General features: G+C 72.3%; 12 protein-coding genes. 3 read left to right on the top strand and 9 right to left on the bottom strand.

Translation table 11 applies throughout. The annotated features are described in order from the left end of the window. Positions 1 to 2,263, top strand: a 2,263-nt coding sequence (gene rnr / locus MNZ27_RS20350; RefSeq protein ID WP_242395919.1) for a ribonuclease R, incomplete at its 5' end; no start/stop codon positions are given. 76 nt (positions 2,264 to 2,339) lie between these two features. On the opposite strand, the gene MNZ27_RS20345 is transcribed toward rnr, so the two are convergent. Next, the gene (locus MNZ27_RS20345; protein ID WP_242395918.1) at positions 2,340 to 2,648 is read right to left on the bottom strand and encodes a hypothetical protein; all 309 of its coding nucleotides are present in this window, start codon (positions 2,646 to 2,648) and stop codon (positions 2,340 to 2,342) included. A 93-nt stretch (positions 2,649 to 2,741) separates the two neighbouring features. Between MNZ27_RS20345 and MNZ27_RS20340 the strand changes: the two genes are divergently transcribed. Both MNZ27_RS20340 and MNZ27_RS20335 read left to right on the top strand, forming a co-directional pair. Further along, positions 2,742 to 3,488 (top strand): sulfite exporter TauE/SafE family protein, encoded by a 747-nt coding sequence (locus MNZ27_RS20340; protein ID WP_242395917.1) that lies wholly within the window; start codon positions 2,742 to 2,744, stop codon positions 3,486 to 3,488. 660 nt (positions 3,489 to 4,148) lie between these two features. Further along, positions 4,149 to 6,749 (top strand): cytochrome c3 family protein, encoded by a 2,601-nt coding sequence (locus MNZ27_RS20335; RefSeq protein WP_242395916.1) that lies wholly within the window; start codon positions 4,149 to 4,151, stop codon positions 6,747 to 6,749. Positions 6,750 to 6,874: 125 nt separating this feature from the next. Here MNZ27_RS20335 and MNZ27_RS20330 read toward each other — a convergent pair whose 3' ends face one another. The 8 genes from MNZ27_RS20330 to MNZ27_RS20295 form a co-directional block, all read right to left on the bottom strand. Next, entirely contained in the window at positions 6,875 to 7,315 is a 441-nt protein-coding gene (locus tag MNZ27_RS20330; protein ID WP_242395915.1) for a CBS domain-containing protein, read from the bottom strand. Between the two features lie 2 nt (positions 7,316 to 7,317). Then, positions 7,318 to 8,022: an ABC transporter ATP-binding protein gene (locus tag MNZ27_RS20325; protein WP_242395914.1), complete on the bottom strand. Its 705-nt coding sequence runs from the start codon at positions 8,020 to 8,022 to the stop codon at positions 7,318 to 7,320. Then, positions 8,023 to 8,745, bottom strand: coding sequence for an ABC transporter ATP-binding protein (locus MNZ27_RS20320; RefSeq protein ID WP_242395913.1), 723 nt, complete (start codon positions 8,743 to 8,745; stop codon positions 8,023 to 8,025). It abuts the gene before it with no gap. A gap of 248 nt (positions 8,746 to 8,993) precedes the next feature. Next, positions 8,994 to 10,094, bottom strand: coding sequence for a branched-chain amino acid ABC transporter permease (locus MNZ27_RS20315; protein ID WP_242395912.1), 1,101 nt, complete (start codon positions 10,092 to 10,094; stop codon positions 8,994 to 8,996). A gap of 20 nt (positions 10,095 to 10,114) precedes the next feature. Continuing rightward, entirely contained in the window at positions 10,115 to 11,071 is a 957-nt protein-coding gene (locus tag MNZ27_RS20310) for a branched-chain amino acid ABC transporter permease (protein ID WP_242395911.1), read from the bottom strand. A 202-nt stretch (positions 11,072 to 11,273) separates the two neighbouring features. Then, positions 11,274 to 12,425 (bottom strand): ABC transporter substrate-binding protein, encoded by a 1,152-nt coding sequence (locus MNZ27_RS20305; RefSeq protein WP_242395910.1) that lies wholly within the window; start codon positions 12,423 to 12,425, stop codon positions 11,274 to 11,276. A gap of 187 nt (positions 12,426 to 12,612) precedes the next feature. After that, positions 12,613 to 13,953 (bottom strand): porin, encoded by a 1,341-nt coding sequence (locus tag MNZ27_RS20300; protein ID WP_242395909.1) that lies wholly within the window; start codon positions 13,951 to 13,953, stop codon positions 12,613 to 12,615. 202 nt (positions 13,954 to 14,155) lie between these two features. Beyond that, on the bottom strand, positions 14,156 to 16,546 hold the full coding sequence (locus MNZ27_RS20295) for an endonuclease MutS2 (protein WP_242395908.1): 2,391 nt from the start codon (positions 16,544 to 16,546) through the stop codon (positions 14,156 to 14,158). Positions 16,547 to 16,771 lie beyond the last annotated feature (225 nt).

Below are 16,771 nucleotides of genomic sequence, written 5' to 3'. Positions count from 1 at the left end.
GTCGGCGCTGCTCGCGCCGCGCCCCCGCGCAGGGTGGGACGCCCTCGAGGAGGCCGGGCCGGAGCGGCCCGGCGCCCCGGCGCGCCCGCGCGGCGCCCGTCCGGGCACCCGGCGGGGCGCCGTGGTCGGGACGCTCAAGAAGCACCGCGACGGCTTCGGCTTCGTCGCGCGGCTCGATCGCAAGGGCGACGACGTGTTCGTCCCGCCGGGCGAGGCCGCCAAGGCGCTCGACGGCGACCTCGTGCGGCTCGAGATCGTCCCGGCCCGCGGCGGCCGCACGGCGGGCCGGATCGTCGAGGTGGTCGAGCGCCGGCGCCGGCTGCTCGTCGGCACGTACCACGCCCGCGGCGCGCGGAGCTTCGTCCTGCCCGCCGACATCGAGCTGGAGGGGCCGGTCCCGGTGCCGGAGACGGACGCCGCCCGCGACGGCGAGGTCGTGAAGGTCGCGCTCGATCCGGAGTCGGCGCGGCTGCACGGGACCGTGGTCGAGGCGATCGGCCAGCCCGGCGAGCCGCGCGTGGAGGTGCTCAAGGTCGCGTACGCGCGCGGCTTCGCCGACGTCTTCCCCGAGGCGGTGCAGGAGGACGCCGTCGCGGCGCCGGATCACGTCCGGACCGAGGACTGGCGCGGCCGGCGCGATCTCACCGGCCTGCCGCTCGTCACCATCGACGGCGAGGACGCGCGGGACTTCGACGACGCGGTCCACGTCGAGCGCCTCCCCGCGTCGAGGAAGGGGAAGCTCTACCGCCTCGTGGTCGCCATCGCGGACGTCGCGCACTACGTCCGGCCGGGGTCGGCGCTCGACGCCGAGGCGGCGCGGCGCGGGACGAGCGTGTACTTCCCGATGCAGGTGCTCCCGATGCTCCCGGAGCGGCTCTCCAACGGGATCTGCTCGCTCAACCCCGAGGTGGACCGGCTCTGCATGGTCGCCGACATGGTGATCGACGGGCACGGGGAGCCGAAGAGCGCGGAGGTGTACGAGGCGGTGATGCGGAGCGCCGCGCGGTGCACCTACAACGAGGTCGCGAAGGTCCTCGCCGGCGAGCGCGTCCCGGGGCGGGAGCGCTTCCGGGAGTCGTTCCAGCTCATGGCCGAGCTGCAGGAGAAGCTCACGGACATGCGCCGCCGCCGCGGCGCCCTCGACTTCGACCTGCCCGAGGCGAAGATCGTCCTCGACGCGGAGGGGCGCGTCGCCGCCATCGAGAAGCGCCCCCGGAACCGCGCCCACCGGATCGTCGAGGAGTTCATGCTGGCGGCGAACGAGGCCGTCGCGCGGAAGTTCGGCGAGCGGAAGCTGCCGACCATCTACCGGGTGCACGGCTCCCCCGACGAGGAGAAGCTCCAGGCCTTCCTCGCCCTCGCCGCCACCCACGGCTTCGACGTGCCGGAGCTGCCCGCGGATCCCCGCGCGCTGAACCGGCTCCTCGGGTCGCTCCAGGGCCACCCGCAGCAGCGGGCGCTGAACCAGCTCCTCCTCCGGGCGATGATGCAGGCCGTCTACACGCCCGAGAACATCGGCCACTACGGCCTGGCCGCGGAGCACTACCTCCACTTCACGTCACCCATCCGGCGCTACCCGGATCTCGTCGTCCACCGGCTCATCAAGGAGGAGTGGGCGCGCCGGCAGGGGCGGAGCACGCGGCGCACGCCCGAGCCCGTGCTGGAGGAGATCGCGGCCCTCTCGTCCGAGCGCGAGCGCGCGTCGATGGAGGCGGAGCGCGAGATCGCCGCCTTCTACGCGGCGCTGTTCATGAAGGACAAGGTCGGCGAGACGTTCGAGGGCGTCGTCGCCTCGGTCGTCGAGTTCGGCCTCTTCGTGGAGCTGCGTCGCTGGTTCGTGGAGGGGCTGGTCCGCGCCGAGGATCTGCGCGGCGCCTTCGAGCTCGACCCCGTGCAGCACGCGCTCGTGGACCGCGCGACCGGCCGCGCGTTCCGGGTCGGCGATCCGGTCGAGATCGAGGTGGTGAACGCGAGCCCGGCGCGGCGCCGGATCGAGCTGCGGCTGGTGGGCGAGGCCCCGGTGGAGCGGCCGCCGGAGGAGGCCGAGCGGCGCCCGCACCGGCTCCTGGAGCGCGGGCCGCGGCGGCCGGGCGAGCGCGGTCCGAGGCCCGGCGAGCGCCGCGGCACCGGTCACGCCGAGCGCGGGCGCGGGCGCGGAGGCGGCGGGAAGCAGGCCGCGAAGCACGGCGGGAAGCGCGGCGGCGCCGCCCGGCCCGGCCGCGGGAAGGGCGGGAGGCGCGGGAAGGGCCGGCGGTCGCGGTGACGGGGCATCCATTCGCCGTCACCGTGGCCGTGCCCGTCACGAGGGGCGGTGACGGATCACGGCGACGGGGCACGTGTCATGCTCCGGCCGAGTACCGCCCCCGGAGCGCCTCGAGGAAGCGCCGCGCTTCGGCGACGCCGCGGTGAGCTCGCCGGGCCTGTCCGGCCTCGGCGCGCGGAGCGGTCGTGAACGCACCCGCCTCGGGATCGAGCCGCGCGGCCAGGCCGCGCTCCTCCAGCGAGGCGAAGAACGGCGCCCAGCCGCAGCGCTCGGCGCTGCCGTCCCCATGCCCGGCGAGCACGGGTACGCCGTCGCGGAGGGCAGGGGAGAGGTGGTGGCGCCCGGCGAAGTGGATGACCACGCCGCGGTCGGTGGTGGTGATCACGGATTCCTCCTCGTCGTTCCTAGCGCGTCCGGCGCCCCTCCGAACCCACCCGGCAGGGTGGCGCGCCGGGCGGCGATGCGCTAGGCAGCATGGGTGACCTTCGCCCAGGGACTCTTCGTCACCGGCGCCTCCGCGACGGCCGGCCTCGTCAACGCCGTCGCCGGCGGCGGCACGCTCCTCACGTTCCCCTCGCTGCTGCTCGCCGGGCTGTCCCCCGTGAGCGCGAACGCGACGAGCACCGTCGCGCTCTGGCCGGGCCAGATCTCCTCGGTCTGGGCCTACCGCCGGCACCTCGGCGACGAGCGCCGGCGGGCGCTCGTGCTCGGCGTGCCGGCGCTGCTCGGCGGGGTGATCGGGGCGACGCTGCTCCTCGCCCTCCCGGAGCGGTTCTTCGAGGCGGTCGTCCCGTGGCTGATCCTGTTCGCGTGCTTCCTGCTCGCGCTCCAGAACCCGATCAAGCGCGCCATCGGTCGGCACGCCGCCGGGAACCACCCGGCGGTCCTCTGGATGATCCAGTTCTTCATCTCGATCTACGGCGGCTACTTCGGCGCCGGCATCGGGATCCTGATGCTCGCGGCGATGGGGATCCTGCTCTCCTCCAGCCTCCAGCACGCGAACGCGCTCAAGGTGCTCTTCGCGCTCCTCTCCAACGCGAGCGGGTTCGTCCTCTTCCTGCTCTCCGGCAAGGTGGACGTGCACGTCGCGGCCTTGATGGCGGTCGCGTCGCTCGCCGGTGGGTTCATCGGGGCCCTCGTCGCGCAGAAGCTGAAGCCGGAGGCGATGAGGGGCTTCGCGATCCTGGTCGGGCTCGTCGCCGCGGCCAAGTTCCTCTTCCGCTGATCTCGTCGTCTCCCCCCGCGCCGCGACGATGATCGTCGCAGCGCGGTGAGCGCCGCGCGCCGGCGCGAATTGCAACAGCGTCATGTTGTCGCGCAGCGCGGCAATCAGTCACGCGCATACCCGGTCGGGGAGCGGGTTCGCGCGGCCCACTCCCGGGGTACCCCGTCGCGTACCCTGAGTACGGATCGCGGGTGAGCGCAGGTCGGCGGCACCGGTCCCGCGATCGTCGATTCCGCAGGGCAATCGTGGGGTCGGTACCCGCGATGTCCCGCGAGGATGGCACGGCCGATCCCGGGCAGGGTGCGTGAACGCGCGCACATCACCCACGGTATATCCGCGGGTCGGCCGACACCCCGCACCGCGAATCGTTCGCTGCCGACGCGGCTTCACTGTCCGGTGACTTTCACGTGATGGCACGCCGCATTGCGCGCGGGTGGCGCCCGATCCGGCGTGTGGCGGCTACGCGCGTCTCCCGAGAAGCCGACCTGCGACGAGATTGCGCAGTGCGCGCGCGTCCGACCAAACCGTACCCCGGGGTGCGTCAATCCTTCGATTGACGTTCAAAGGGTTCGGAGATTCTCATGCCCCCAGTAGGTATTTGATTGTCGTATCGGCAGGTTGGCGATTGTGGTCCTTCTAGATTGCTGGAGATCAAGTCACATGCACACGCAATGTTGGAAGCAGGGGAGCGCGCTGCTGCTCGCGGGCGTCCTTGCCCTCGCGGGTTGCAAGGGGTCGAGCGGGAGCCCTGGTGCGACCGGCGCGACGGGTGCGACCGGTGCGACCGGTGCGACCGGCGCCCAGGGCGACCCCGGCGCCCAGGGGCCGGGCGGGCTCGGGACCATCACGGTGAAGGTGCAGTTCGCCAGCGTGAACGGCGCCGCCATCGCGTCGCCGCTCCCCGCGCCGGGGGTGTACTGCTTCACCAACCCCGACTTCACGGGCAACACGGCCGACGTGGTCGCCGAGGCGACGACCGACGTCAAGGGCGTCGCCACCTTCGAGGTGCCGGGCGGCAGCTACAAGTTCCAGTGCCGCGGCGGCGCCGACTACAACGACACGATGGCGATGACCGCCGACGTCCCGGTCGCCGCGGGCGGCGCCGCGTCGGTCACGGTCACCGCCGATCGCAAGAACCCGCTCTACTTCACGAAGGCGCCGTCCTTCGGCGCGACCCCGAATCCGGGTGACGCGATCACGATCAACCCGGGCGCGGCGTCGCTCTCCGGGACGACCTTCACCGTCGCGCCGGTCTCGAGCGTCACGGGGACGCTGCCGACGCTCGCGAACGACGGCTTCACCGTCGACGGGCTCGACGCGCTCCTCAAGGGGCTCGACGCCGGGAACGGCAAGTTCAAGGCGTTCAAGCTCCCGCGCGTGCCCGGCTTCGCCTGGATCGGCGCGGGCGTGCTGAACTCCCTGAACGGCAAGGGGAGCTATGCGTACACGTTCAAGGTGACGGCGACGAACGGTTCGAACACCACGTCCGTCACCCTCGGCGTGCCCGTGGGCGGGCTCCAGGTCACGCAGGGGCTCTCCACCGGCCCGATCGGCGTGCTCGTCGTCGCCGACGGCGGCGCGACGGGGCCCTACAGCTGGACGATGACGGGCCCGAGCACGACGCTCGCGGGCGCCACCACCCGGAACCCGACCTTCGTCCCGACCGCGGCGGGCACCTACACCCTCACGAACGGCACGACGACGCTCACCTACACGGCCGCCACGTACAACGGCGTGGGCTCCGGCTGCGCCTGCCACAACAGCTACGCGGTGAGCGCCGGGTACAAGGACGTCAAGGACCTCTGGTCGCACGCGATGGGCGTCCACGGGAACCACGACTACTTCGCCGACCCCACCTCGCGGGCCTCGGGCGCGACGACCGCCGAGACGATCTTCCAGTGGGGCCTCCAGGGGGTCGACTACTCGACCACCTGCTACGCCTGCCACACGAACGGCTCGTTCACGACGTCCACCGTGGACAACGGCGGCCTCCGCACGACGATGATGAAGATCGACAACGGAGGGACCTACGATCCGGCGAAGGGTCCCACCCAGAACGCCGCCTGGAAGGGCGACGGCGTCGATCACTGGACCAGCCTCGACGCGCTGCTCAAGGCGCAGGAAGGCATCCAGTGCGAGGACTGCCACGGCCCGGCGTCGGAGCACCTCGCGGCGGGCGGCAGCGTCGCGAAGCTCGCGACCCCGTGGGGCGTCGGTGCCTGCGCCGCGTGCCACGACTCGCCCAGCCACCACGACAAGGTGGAGCTGTGGGGCCAGTCGCTCCACAACAACACGCTCGGCGCTCGCGGTGAGAACAACGCCGACTGCGCGCGCTGCCACACGGCGCAGGGCTTCGCGCAGATGGCGGCGAACATCAACGCGAACGGCGACGCCTCCGCGACCAACGTCACGGCGCCGACCACCGGCCAGGGCCAGGCGCAGACCTGCTCGGCCTGCCACAACCCACACTCCACCGAGCTGCGCCTGATGGACGAGGTGAAGGCCGCTCCGGACGGCTACTCCTTCTCGGGCGTGGGCGCCGGCGCGGTCTGCATCGGCTGCCACGTCGCGCGGGGCGGCCTCGTCTCCGCGGGCACGGCGGTCGGCACGCCGCACCACGGCCCGCAGGGCGACGTCCTGTTCGGCATCAACGCCTACTTCGTCCAGGGCACGTACGTGTCGAAGCACGCGGCGGTGGGCGACACCTGCGTCGGCTGCCACGTGAAGCTCGTCCCCGACACCGTCAAGACCGGGAACGACAACCACACCTTCCGGGCCGACGGCACGATCTGCAAGAGCTGCCACGGCGCGACGGTGACCGGTGAGGCGACGAAGGCCGCGGTCGCGTCGGGGCTCGACAAGATCAAGGCGAAGCTCGCCGCCTCGCTCCAGACGGCCCTCGCGGCCGAGGTGACCACCGGGACCGGCTCGTTCACGCTGAAGACCGCGGCCGACACCGGGTCCGTGTTCGTGTCCTTCACGGCGGCTCCGAGCGCGGTCGCGCCCGGCGCGACGGAGTTCCACGGGCAGCCGACGTGGGCGGTCACGGTCGGCGGGACGACCTACAACGCGGTGATCGGCTCGATCTACAAGGGCACCGTCACGACCGCGACGGGCTCCACGCCCGAGATCGATCCGGCCGGCACGTGGTCGCAGGCCCTGTGGAACCTGCTCCTCCTCGAGTCCGACAAGTCGGAGGGCATCCACAACCCGACGTTCGCGTACGCGGTGATCGACGCGACGCTCAAGCAGTCGTTCTAGACTTAGCGGCCCCGTGAGCGGCTGAACCCGGGCCCGTCGGCGCCACCGCGCGCCGGCGGGCCTTCGTCGTCCGGGGAGCGCCTCGGGCCACGCCGCCGCCGGCGGACGGGGGCCGCGCGCCGGGCCTACCCCTTCCCCGCCTGCGCCGCGAAGAAGATGAGCGCCTCGAGGGCGTTCGTCGTGGTGAGGATGCCGACGAGCTTGCCGTCCGGATCGACCACGATGACGCCGTTCAGCTTGCGGTCGTGGAGGAGCTTCGCCGCCTCGGCGATGGGGGTCTCGGGCCGCACCGTGTGCGGCGTCGGGTTCATCGCCGCCTTCACCGGCGTCTTCGAGAGCAGGTAGTGGAGCTCCCACTGGTCGAGCGTCGTCGCCTTCGCGGGCATGTAGCCGAGGAGCATCTTCTCGGTGACGAGCCCGACGAGCCTGCCGTGGCTCATCACCGGCAGGCGCCGGATGTTCTTCTCCTTGAGCGCGTGGACGGCCTCGATGACCGACGCCTCCTCGTCGATCGTCATCGGGTCCGGGGTCATCCAGTCACCGACGGTCAGCTTGGTGTCCGCCATGATCACATCCCCAGGAAGGCCTTCTTCACGTGGGCGTTGTCGAGGAGCTCCGCGCCCGTGCCGGAGAGTACCACCCGCCCGGTCTCGAGCACGTAGGCGCGGCTCGCCAGCCGGAGCGACTGGTACACGTTCTGCTCCACGAGGAGGATCGTCGTCCCCTGACGGTTGATCTCCCTGATGATCTCGAAGATGTTCTTCACGAGGAGCGGCGACAGCCCCAGGGAGGGCTCGTCGAGGAGGAGCAGCTTCGGGTTCCCCATCAGCCCGCGCGCGATGGCGAGCATCTGCTGCTCGCCGCCGGACATCGTGCCGCCGAGCTGCTTCTGCCGCTCCTTCAGGCGCGGGAAGAGCGTGAACGCGCGCTCGATGTTCCGCGCCCGGTCCTGGCGCGTCGCGCGCGGGAACGAGCCCATCCGGAGGTTCTCCAGGACGGTCATCTCGGGGAAGATCCGGCGCCCCTCCGGGACGTGGACGACGCCGAGCTCGACCACCTCGTGCGAGGCGAGCCGCCGGAGATCGACGTCGCCGAAGCGGAGCGCGCCCGACGACGGCCGCACGAGGCGCGAGACGTTCTTCAGGATGGTGGACTTCCCGGCGCCGTTCGCGCCGACGACGGTGACGATCTCGCGGTCCCGGACCTCGAGATCGACGTCCCAGAGGACCTTCAGATCGCCGTAGGAGAAGTTGAGCTTGTCGATCCGCAGCATCTACGCGACCTCCTCGCCCAGGTACGCCGCGACGACCGCCTTGTCGTTCACGATCTGCTGCGGCTCGCCCTCGGCGAGCTTCTCGCCCGAGTTGAGCACCACGATGCGGTCGCTGATCCGCATGATCGCCTTCATGTCGTGCTCGATGACCATCTGCGTGAGCCCGCTCCGCTTGAGCTCGAGGATGAGCTGGATGATCTCCTCGGACTCGGCGGGGTTCAGGCCGCCCATCACCTCGTCGAGGAGCAGCAGCGCGGGGCGCGTCGCCAGGGCGCGGGCGACCTCGAGCTTCTTGCGCTCGCCGATGGGGAGGCCGCCGGCGATGGCGCCCGCCTTGTGCGCGAGCCGGACCACCTCGAGCTGGGCCGTCGCGACCTCGCGCGCCACCTCGAGGCGCGTCGTCCGGGCGAGGGCGCCCACCATGACGTTGTCGAGGACGGACATCTTGGCGAGGGGTCGGACCTTCTGCCAGGTGCGCACCATCCCGAGGTGACACATCTGGTTCGGCTGGAGCCCGTTCGTGCGGACCCCCTTGAAGAGCACGTCGCCCCGCGACGGCGGGTAGAAGCCGGTGATGCAGTTGAAGAGCGTGGTCTTGCCGGCGCCGTTCGGGCCGATGAGGCCCATGATCATGCCCTGCTCCACCGAGAAGGAGACGTCGGAGTTGGCGGCGAGGCCCCCGAAGAACTTGGAGACGTGTCGGATGTCGAGGATGGTCGGCATGGTCCGCTCCCTAAACGAGGGTTCGCGAGTCGCGACCACCTTCGGTGTCGCGCCTCGCGCCCTCGTTTAGCCATATTGTACGGGGGCTGCGCCCCCGCCCCGTCGAGCAAAGCTCGCCGGGGCCCCACCCCTGACTCCGCGGGGCCCACGCGCGCTGGCGCGCGCTGTCCCGCGGGGAGGGGCGCCGCCCCTCCCCACCTGCGGTGGGGCCCCTCCCCAATGTCCGTTCTCGAATCATGATCGGCCGCTCATGCGCCGGCGGCGCCCGCCTCGCCCTGCGCCTCCCGGCGGCGCCGGAGCCGCGCCCCCGCCCTGCGGAGCAGCCCGAGCACGCCGTCCGGCGCGAACAGGATCACCACCACGACGAGGACGCCGTAGACGAGGAGGTGCGCGTTCGAGAGGTGCGCCTCGACGAACTGGACGAAGCTCGAGTCCGGCGAGGCGAGGCCCACCTGCACGAGGCCGCGCGGGTTGCGGAGGACCTCGGACAGCGGCACGAGCACCATCGCCCCGATCACCGGCCCGTAGATGGTGCCGATGCCGCCGATGATGCAGATGAGGACGAACTGCACCGAGACGTCGATGCCGAACACGAGGTCCGGGGCGATGAACTTCACGAACATCGCGTAGATGCCGCCGGAGAGGGCGGTGAAGGCGGCGGAGATCGCCAGCGCGACGCTCTTGTAGAGCGTGAGGCCGATGCCGAGCGAGCTCGCCGCGTCCTGGTCCTCGCGGATCGCCTGGAAGTAGTACCCGAGCTTCGAGTGCTGCACGAGGTGGTTCGCGACGATCGTGATCGCCGCGAGCCCGAGCGTGACGAAGTAGAAGGGCCGCTTCGTGACGAACTCGAACTCCTGCCCGAAGAGGTGGAGGGTCGGGATCTCCGAGAGGAGGAAGCCCTCCGCGCCGCGGGTGAGGTCCTTGTAGTAGAGGAACGCGTACCGGAGGATCTCGGCCATCGAGATCGAGGCGAGCACGAAGTACGGCCCGCGCAGGCGGAAGGTGATCGTCCCGATGATCAAGGAGAGCAGCACCCCGTTGGCGATCGCCGCGCCGAGCCCCCACCACGGCGCGATGTGGTGGAGCTCGAGCAGCATCATGGTGGTGTACGCGCCCACGCCGAAGTAGGCCGCGTGCCCCACCGAGTACTGGCCGGCGTACCCGCCCACCACGTTCCAGGCCTGCCCCTGGATCACGGCGAGGAAGAGGATCACGCCCATGTGCAGGACGTAGGGCTTCTTCACGAACACCGGGACGCACCAGAGGGCGATCACCGCGGCGGCGAAGAGCACGAGCTCGAGCGCGGCGACGCCGCGGGGGCGGAGGACGGGCGGAGGGCGGCGGTTCATGGCGTGCGCTCCCGGAGGGGTCAGGCCCTCGTCTTGCCGAGGAGCCCGGAGGGCTTGAAGACGAGGAGGGCGAGGAACAGCACGAACACCACCAGATCCTTGAGGCCGCCCGCGATGTACACGGCCGCGAGCGACTCGGTGAGCCCGATGATGACGCCGCCGAGGGTGGCGCCCACCACGCTGCCCATGCCGCCGAGCACCACGATGACGAAGGCCTTGAGCGTGAAGGCGCTGCCGACCTGCGGGAAGATGTAGTACGTGGGCGAGATGAGCGCCCCGGCGGCCCCCGCCAGCGCGGCGCCGATGCCGAACGCGAGCATCGAGGTCCAGCGCACGTTGATGCCCATGAGCTGGGCCGCCTCGCGGTCCTGCGCCGTCGCGCGGATCGCCTGGCCGGTGTCCGTCCGGAGGAGGAAGCCGTACAGCAGGACCGTGATCGCGACCGTGACGAGGAACGCGTACAGGAGCGGCTTCGAGACCGAGATCCCGGCGAGATCGTAGCTCGCGGAGGAGTAGCTCGTGGTCAGGATCCGGTAGTCGGAGGTGAACGCGAGCATGACGCCGTTGCTCATCACCAGCCCGAGCCCGATGGTGAGCAGGATCTGGTTCTGGGGGAGCGCGTCCAGCACGCGGTTCACGAAGGCGCGCTGGAGGAACGCGCCCCACAGGAAGAGCGCGGGCGCCACCAGCACGATCGAGAGGAACGGGTCGAGGCGGAGCCAGTGGAAGAGGCCCCACGTCAGGTACATCCCGAGCATGACGAGCTCGCCGTGCGCGAAGTTGGTGACGCGCATGACGCCGAAGATCATCGTGAGGCCGATCCCGATGAGGGCGTACACGCCGCCCACCAGGACGCCGCTCAGCACCGACTGCAGGAAGACCATCATCCGGGGGCCGAGCTCCGTCCCGGCGAGCGCGGGCACACCGCCCCCCAGGATCAGGACCGCGCCCGGCACGGACTGCGCGAAGGCGACCATCGAGTGCTCCTCCAGCCGGGGCGGATCACCACGCCGACCGGCGCGCGGCCGCCGCCGAGCGGCGGACGGCCGGGCGATCGGTGCGCGCGGCCGCCGCCCGGGCGGCCGGACGCGCCACGATCACGCGGGGTGACGTCCTCGGGACGACTATGGGAGCGGGGGCCGCGCGCGGCAGCGGCCCCCGCCCGGACGCGGTCGGGGCCTACCTCCACCCGGGGAACGGGTACACCGGCTTCGCCTTGACGACCGCCGGCGGGAACACCGTCACCGACCGGCCGCCCTGGTACTGGATCACCGGCATCACGAGCTTGTTCTGGTTCGTGAAGCCCTCGTACGTCTCGAACTTCACGTCGCCGAGGATCCCGCTCCAGCGCCCGCTCCCGAGGGCGGCCTGGATCTTCCGCCGGTCGCCGCCGGCCTTCGCGGCCGTCTCGCCGGCGACGAGCGTCGCGACGTACGCGCACGCGGCGTGGTAGGTCGGCTTCTTCCCGAACCGGGCGCGATACCGGCGCTCGAACTCCTGCGAGGCGGGCGAGCTCTCGGGCGTCCACTGCGTCACCGAGAAGACGTGCGTGGAGATGTCGCGCTCGCTCTCGAACTGCGCGGTGTCGAACCCGGCGCCGCCGCCGAGGAACGCCTGCGGCTTGAGCCCCACCTCGCGCGACTGGCGCATGAGGAGGATCGCGTCGGCCACGTAGGAGACCATGAAGACGAGGTCCGGCCCCGCCGCCTTGATCTTCGTGAGCGTGGAGCGGTAGTCCGGCGCCCCCTTCTGGTACGTCTCGTCGGCGACGATCCGCAGCCCCTTCGCCTTCGCGTACGCCTTGCCCGCCGCGGTGACCGAGGTGCCGAAGTCGGTGGACTCGTAGACGAACGCGATGGACCGCGGCTTGCCGAACGCGAGCGCCGCGTCGATGAGCGACTGGGCGTACTGGTGCGCCGGCGCGTTCAGCCGGTACACGTACGTGTAGCCCTGCCGCGTGATCTCCTCCTTCGCCGCGGCGGGGACGATCTGCGGGACCTTGTACTGCTGCGCGAGCTTCGCCACCGCGTTCGAGGACGCGGAGGTGTACGGCCCGACCACCACCGCCACCTCGTCGCCCGTCGCGAGCTGCTCCATCGCGCTCATGGCGACCTGTGGCTTGCCGGTGTCGTCCTGCCGGACGACGGTGACGTTCACGCCCTTCTTCCTGAGATCCTCGACGGCGAGATCGACGCCGTTCGTGAGGTTCTCCCCGATGGGGGCCTCGGGCCCCGTGATGGAGTTGATGAAGCCGATCTTCACCTGCGCCTGGCCGGCATCCGGGAGGGCGATCGCCAGCGCTGCGAGAGCCGACGCGAGCAGCTTCGACATGTGGGACCTCCTGCTGCGGGTTCGGTTGGACGATGCGGTGGACGGCGAGCTGCGACGCCGGACGAACGAGGGGCGCCCGCGCGCGATGACACGCCCGGGCGCCCCTCTGGAGCGCCGCCTGTTTTCACGTCCGGGGGGAGCGCGCGGCCGAAGCCGGCCGGCGCCCGCTCCCGGGCCTTGCGATGATCTAGAACGCCAGGCGCAGGCCGACGCCGAGCGCCCGCGGATCCGCGCCCCTCGGCGTGCTGCCCGCCACCGCGGACGCGCCGCCGATCGAGAACGTGTACTGCGCGTTCCGGCGGTTCACGATCTGCGTGTAGTCCACGTAGGCCTGGAAGCTCTTGGCGAAGTAGTACGAGTAGCCCACCGCCCACTGGTACGCGCCGAAGCCCGCCGTGGAGCAGGAGGCGCCCACCACGGTGCACCGGCCGGGCTCCGCCTGGCCGAAGCGGCCGCGGAGCTCGTGCTCCAGATAGCGGTGCTTCAGGGCCACCTGCCACGCCTGGCGATTGAACTCCTTCACCTGGCCCGCGCCCGCGTGCTTCTGGCGATAGCGGAGCTCCTCGAAGAGGCCGCTCACCGTCGTCGCGCCGACGGGGGAGGCGAGCTCGTAACCGGCGCCGACGCGCCACGCCCAGTCGTTCTCCGAGTTGGCGGCGGTCGCCGTGCCGGCGGTGTTCGGAGCCGTCGCGCCGAAGGCCGGGCCCTCGAGGGGGGTCGCGGCGGCGGTGGGGCGGTTCATCCCGACGAGGCCGAAGGAGTCGTCATGGAACTCGAGGGCGCCGAGGATCGAGATCGGGCCGTAGTCCCAGTTGACGGCCGCGCCCCACAGCTCGGGGTTCTGCGTGCCGCTCGGGTTCATGAACTCGTTGGCGGAGTACTGGACCTTCGCGCTCAGCCCCTCGAACTTGGGCGAGTGGTAGGCGACGCTGTTGTTGGCCCGGACGTCGAAGCCCGTGATGGTGGTGTTCGAGGCCGTGGACCAGCCGCTGCTCCGGTAGTTGAAGCCCGGGCTCCCCAGGACGCCCTGGAACCCGTACACGTCGGTGTTCAGGAACGGATCGTCGGCCTTGGTGCCGTAGGCCACCGCCTTGAAGGGCGTGTCCCAGTTCCCGAAGAACAGCGTGCCCCAGTTGCCGCTCACGCCGATCCGGCTGTTGCGGTTGCAGAGGCCCGAGGGGCCGATGCCGTCCACGTTCGCGGACGTCTCGCACTGGTAGACGGCGCCGACCCACTCGTTCACGTTGAGCGCGCCGCGGACGCCGATGTTGCTCGAGTCGACGGAGAGGGCCGTGCGCGCCCGGACGGACTGCGCCGGGATCGTCGCGTCTCCGGCCTTGGTCGTCTGGAGGTTCACGTTCAACGTACCGTAGACCTGGACGGTGGCGGCGGCGGGCTTGGCCGGCGCCGCGGCCGGGGCGGTCTCCGCAGGCTTTGCGGGTTCAGCCGGCGGGGTGGCCTGCGCGAGGGCCGCGAGCGGCAGCGACGCGACGAGACCTGCAGCGACCAGCGTCTTCAGAGGCTTCATGCTGTTCCTCCATGATGCGGAACGCGGGGTGGGTCCGGGACTTCACCGTGAGAAATCCACGGACGGGTGGTTTCTGTTTAGCATAGCAGGCGGGCGGCCGAGCGCAAAAAAGGCAGGCCCCTGCGGCAAAGTTTGCACCAAACGGGTCTGTTGACCGCGGACAATGAAACGGGATGTTGCGGGCGAAAGAGGGGGCTGCGGCCTAGCGACGCAGGGTGACGATCGTCACCGCGTCGCCGCCCTCGTGCCGGTCGCCGCCGCGGAACGCGCTCACGTACGGTGACGCCGAGAGGTACTCGCGGAGCGCCTGCTTCAGCGCGCCGGTCCCGTGGCCGTGGAGCACGAGCGCGTCGGGCTCTCCCTCCGCGTAGAGCCGGTCGAGGAACCGCTCCACCTCCCGGAGCAGCTCCTCGACGCGCAGCCCGCGGACGTCGAGCCGCCGCTCCGCGGAGAGCGGCGCCGAGGGGCGGGCCGACCCCGCCGCCGCGAGCTTCTCGGTCCGGCTCCTGCCGAAGGCGGCGGACCTCGCCTTCCCGGCGAGCGGGATCAGATCCGACAGCGGGCGGCGGACCTTGAGCGCGCCGGCGCGGACGAGCGCCTCCCGCCCGTCCACCTCCACCACCTCGCCCTCGTGGCCGAGCGAGGCGATGCGCACCCGGGCCCCGGGCTTCACCTCGCCGCCCGGGAGCGCCTCCGCCCCCGCGTCCGCCCGCGCCTGCGTCGCCTTCGCCGCCTGGCCGACCGTCGCCTTCCAGGCGTCGAGCTGCGCCACCGCCTCGGCCGCCTTCCTCACCGACGGCCGCGCCTGGAGCGAGGCGAGCAGCTCCGCCACCTCGCCGCGCGCGGCCTCGAGCTCGTCGGCGAGCGCCGCGCCCATCCGCGCCGCCGCCTCGCGCTCCGCCCGGCGCGCCGTCTCCTCGGCGGCCCGCGCGCGCTCCTCCGCGCGCCGCGCGCGCTCGCGCGACTCCTCCGCCTCGCGCCGCGCCGCCTGGAGCCGGGCCCGCTCCTCGTCGAGGGATCGCAGCGCGTCGCCGAGCGCGCCCCCCTGGCCGCCCTTCACCTGCCGCGCCCGCTCCACCACCGCGGGCGGGAGGCCGACGCGCGCCGCGACCTCCAGGGCCGACGAGCTGCCCGGCGCGCCGAGGTGGAGCTGGTACGTCGGCACGAGCCGCTCCGCGTCGAAGCCCACCCGGGCGTTGGCGTAGCGCGGATCGACGAGGGCGATGGCCTTGAGCTCGTCGAGGTGGGTCGTGACGAGCACGGTGGCGCCGCGCTCGAGCAGGGCCTCGAGGATCGCCGCGGCGAGGGCCGCGCCCTCCCGCGGATCCGTGTCGGCGGCGATCTCGTCCACGAGGACGAGGGAGCCCGGGATCGCCCCCGCCAGCATGTCCTTCACCGCGGCGAGGTGGGCGGTGAAGGTGGAGAGGTCCTTCGCGAGGTCGCCGCGCTCGTCCACCGCCGCCTTCACCTCGAGGAAGAAGGGGAGGCGCGAGCCCTCCGCGGCGGCGACCGGGAGGCCGGCGCGGAGCATGAGCGAGGAGAGGCCGACGGCCGTGATGGCGACGGTCTTCCCGCCGCCGTTCGGGCCGGAGACGACGAGGGCACGCTGCGGCGGGGAGAGGCGGACGTGGCTCGCCACCACCTGCTTGCCCTGGAGCACGAGGAGCGGGTGGCGCAGGGAGAGCAGCTCGAAGCCGCCGCTCGCCGGGGCGACCTCGGGCGCGTGGGCGTCGAGATCCGAGGCGAGCCGGGCCTCGGCCTCGAGGACGTCCAGGCGCGCCAGCGCCGCGAGGTCGGCGGCGAGGGCCCCGGAGCCGGCGCCGAGGGCCTCGGACAGCTCCCGCAGGATCCGCTGCTCCTCCTCGGCGATCATCGCGGTGGCGATGGAGAGCTCGTTCCCGAGCTCGACCATCGACTCGGGCTCGACGAAGAGGGTCTGCCCGGACTGCGACGCGTTGTGGACGATGCCGGGGACCGCGGACCGGCTGCTCGCGAGGACCGGCAGGACGTACCGCTCGTTGCGGATCGTGAAGTACCGATCGCGCAGGTGCCGCTGCATCCCCTCGTCGTCGAGGAGCGCCTCGACCTGCGCCTTGAGCGCGCGGTGCAGGCCCCGGGTCCGCTCGCGGGCCGCCGCGAGGGCCGGGCTCGCCCGATCCGAGATGGCGCCCGAGGGCTCGATCGCCCGCTCGATGCGGTCGGCGAGGGCGGCGCCGGGGGTGAGCCCCTCGGCCAGGCCCCACAGCCGCGGCAGCTCGCCGGCGCGCGCCTCGAGCACCTCGCGCGTGCGGGCCGCGGCCCGCGAGAGCGCCGCGCACTCCCGCAGCGCGAGCGGCTCGAGGACGCCCCCCTTCGCGGCGCGGTCCAGGAACCCCTCCACGTCCGCGACGCCACCGAGCGGCAGGGCGACGGCGGCCTCCGACAGGCGCCGGGCCTCGTCCACCGTCCGGAGCGCCTCGCGCACCGCGGCGGCGTCGGGGAGGAAGGGGAGGGCCTCCGCGAGGCGGCGGCCCGCGGGCAAGCGGCAGCGGTCGCCGAGGGCGGAGAGGATCTGGGGCCAGCCGAGCTCCCGGAGCGTGTCTTCGGCGCGCATTCTCGGGCGCTTCGATTACCCGAGGCCGCCGCCGGGCGCCAGCGTGGAAGAACGACCGGCCCCGGGCGTTGACAGGACGCGTGCTCCAGATCCGCGTCTTCAGGCTGCTCCCGCCGCTCGCCGCGCTCGCCGCGCTCGCGGCCTGCGGCACCCCGCGTCCCAACGCGCCGCCGGCCCGGACGACGCCGCCCGCCGTCCCCGCGCCGGCCGCCGCGGCGGCCCCGG

This window comes from Anaeromyxobacter oryzisoli, assembly GCF_022690765.1.
GTDB classification, from domain to species: domain Bacteria; phylum Myxococcota; class Myxococcia; order Myxococcales; family Anaeromyxobacteraceae; genus Anaeromyxobacter; species Anaeromyxobacter oryzisoli.
Note: the sequence above shows the minus strand (reverse complement) of the source record. Positions and strands in the feature narration are given on the sequence as shown.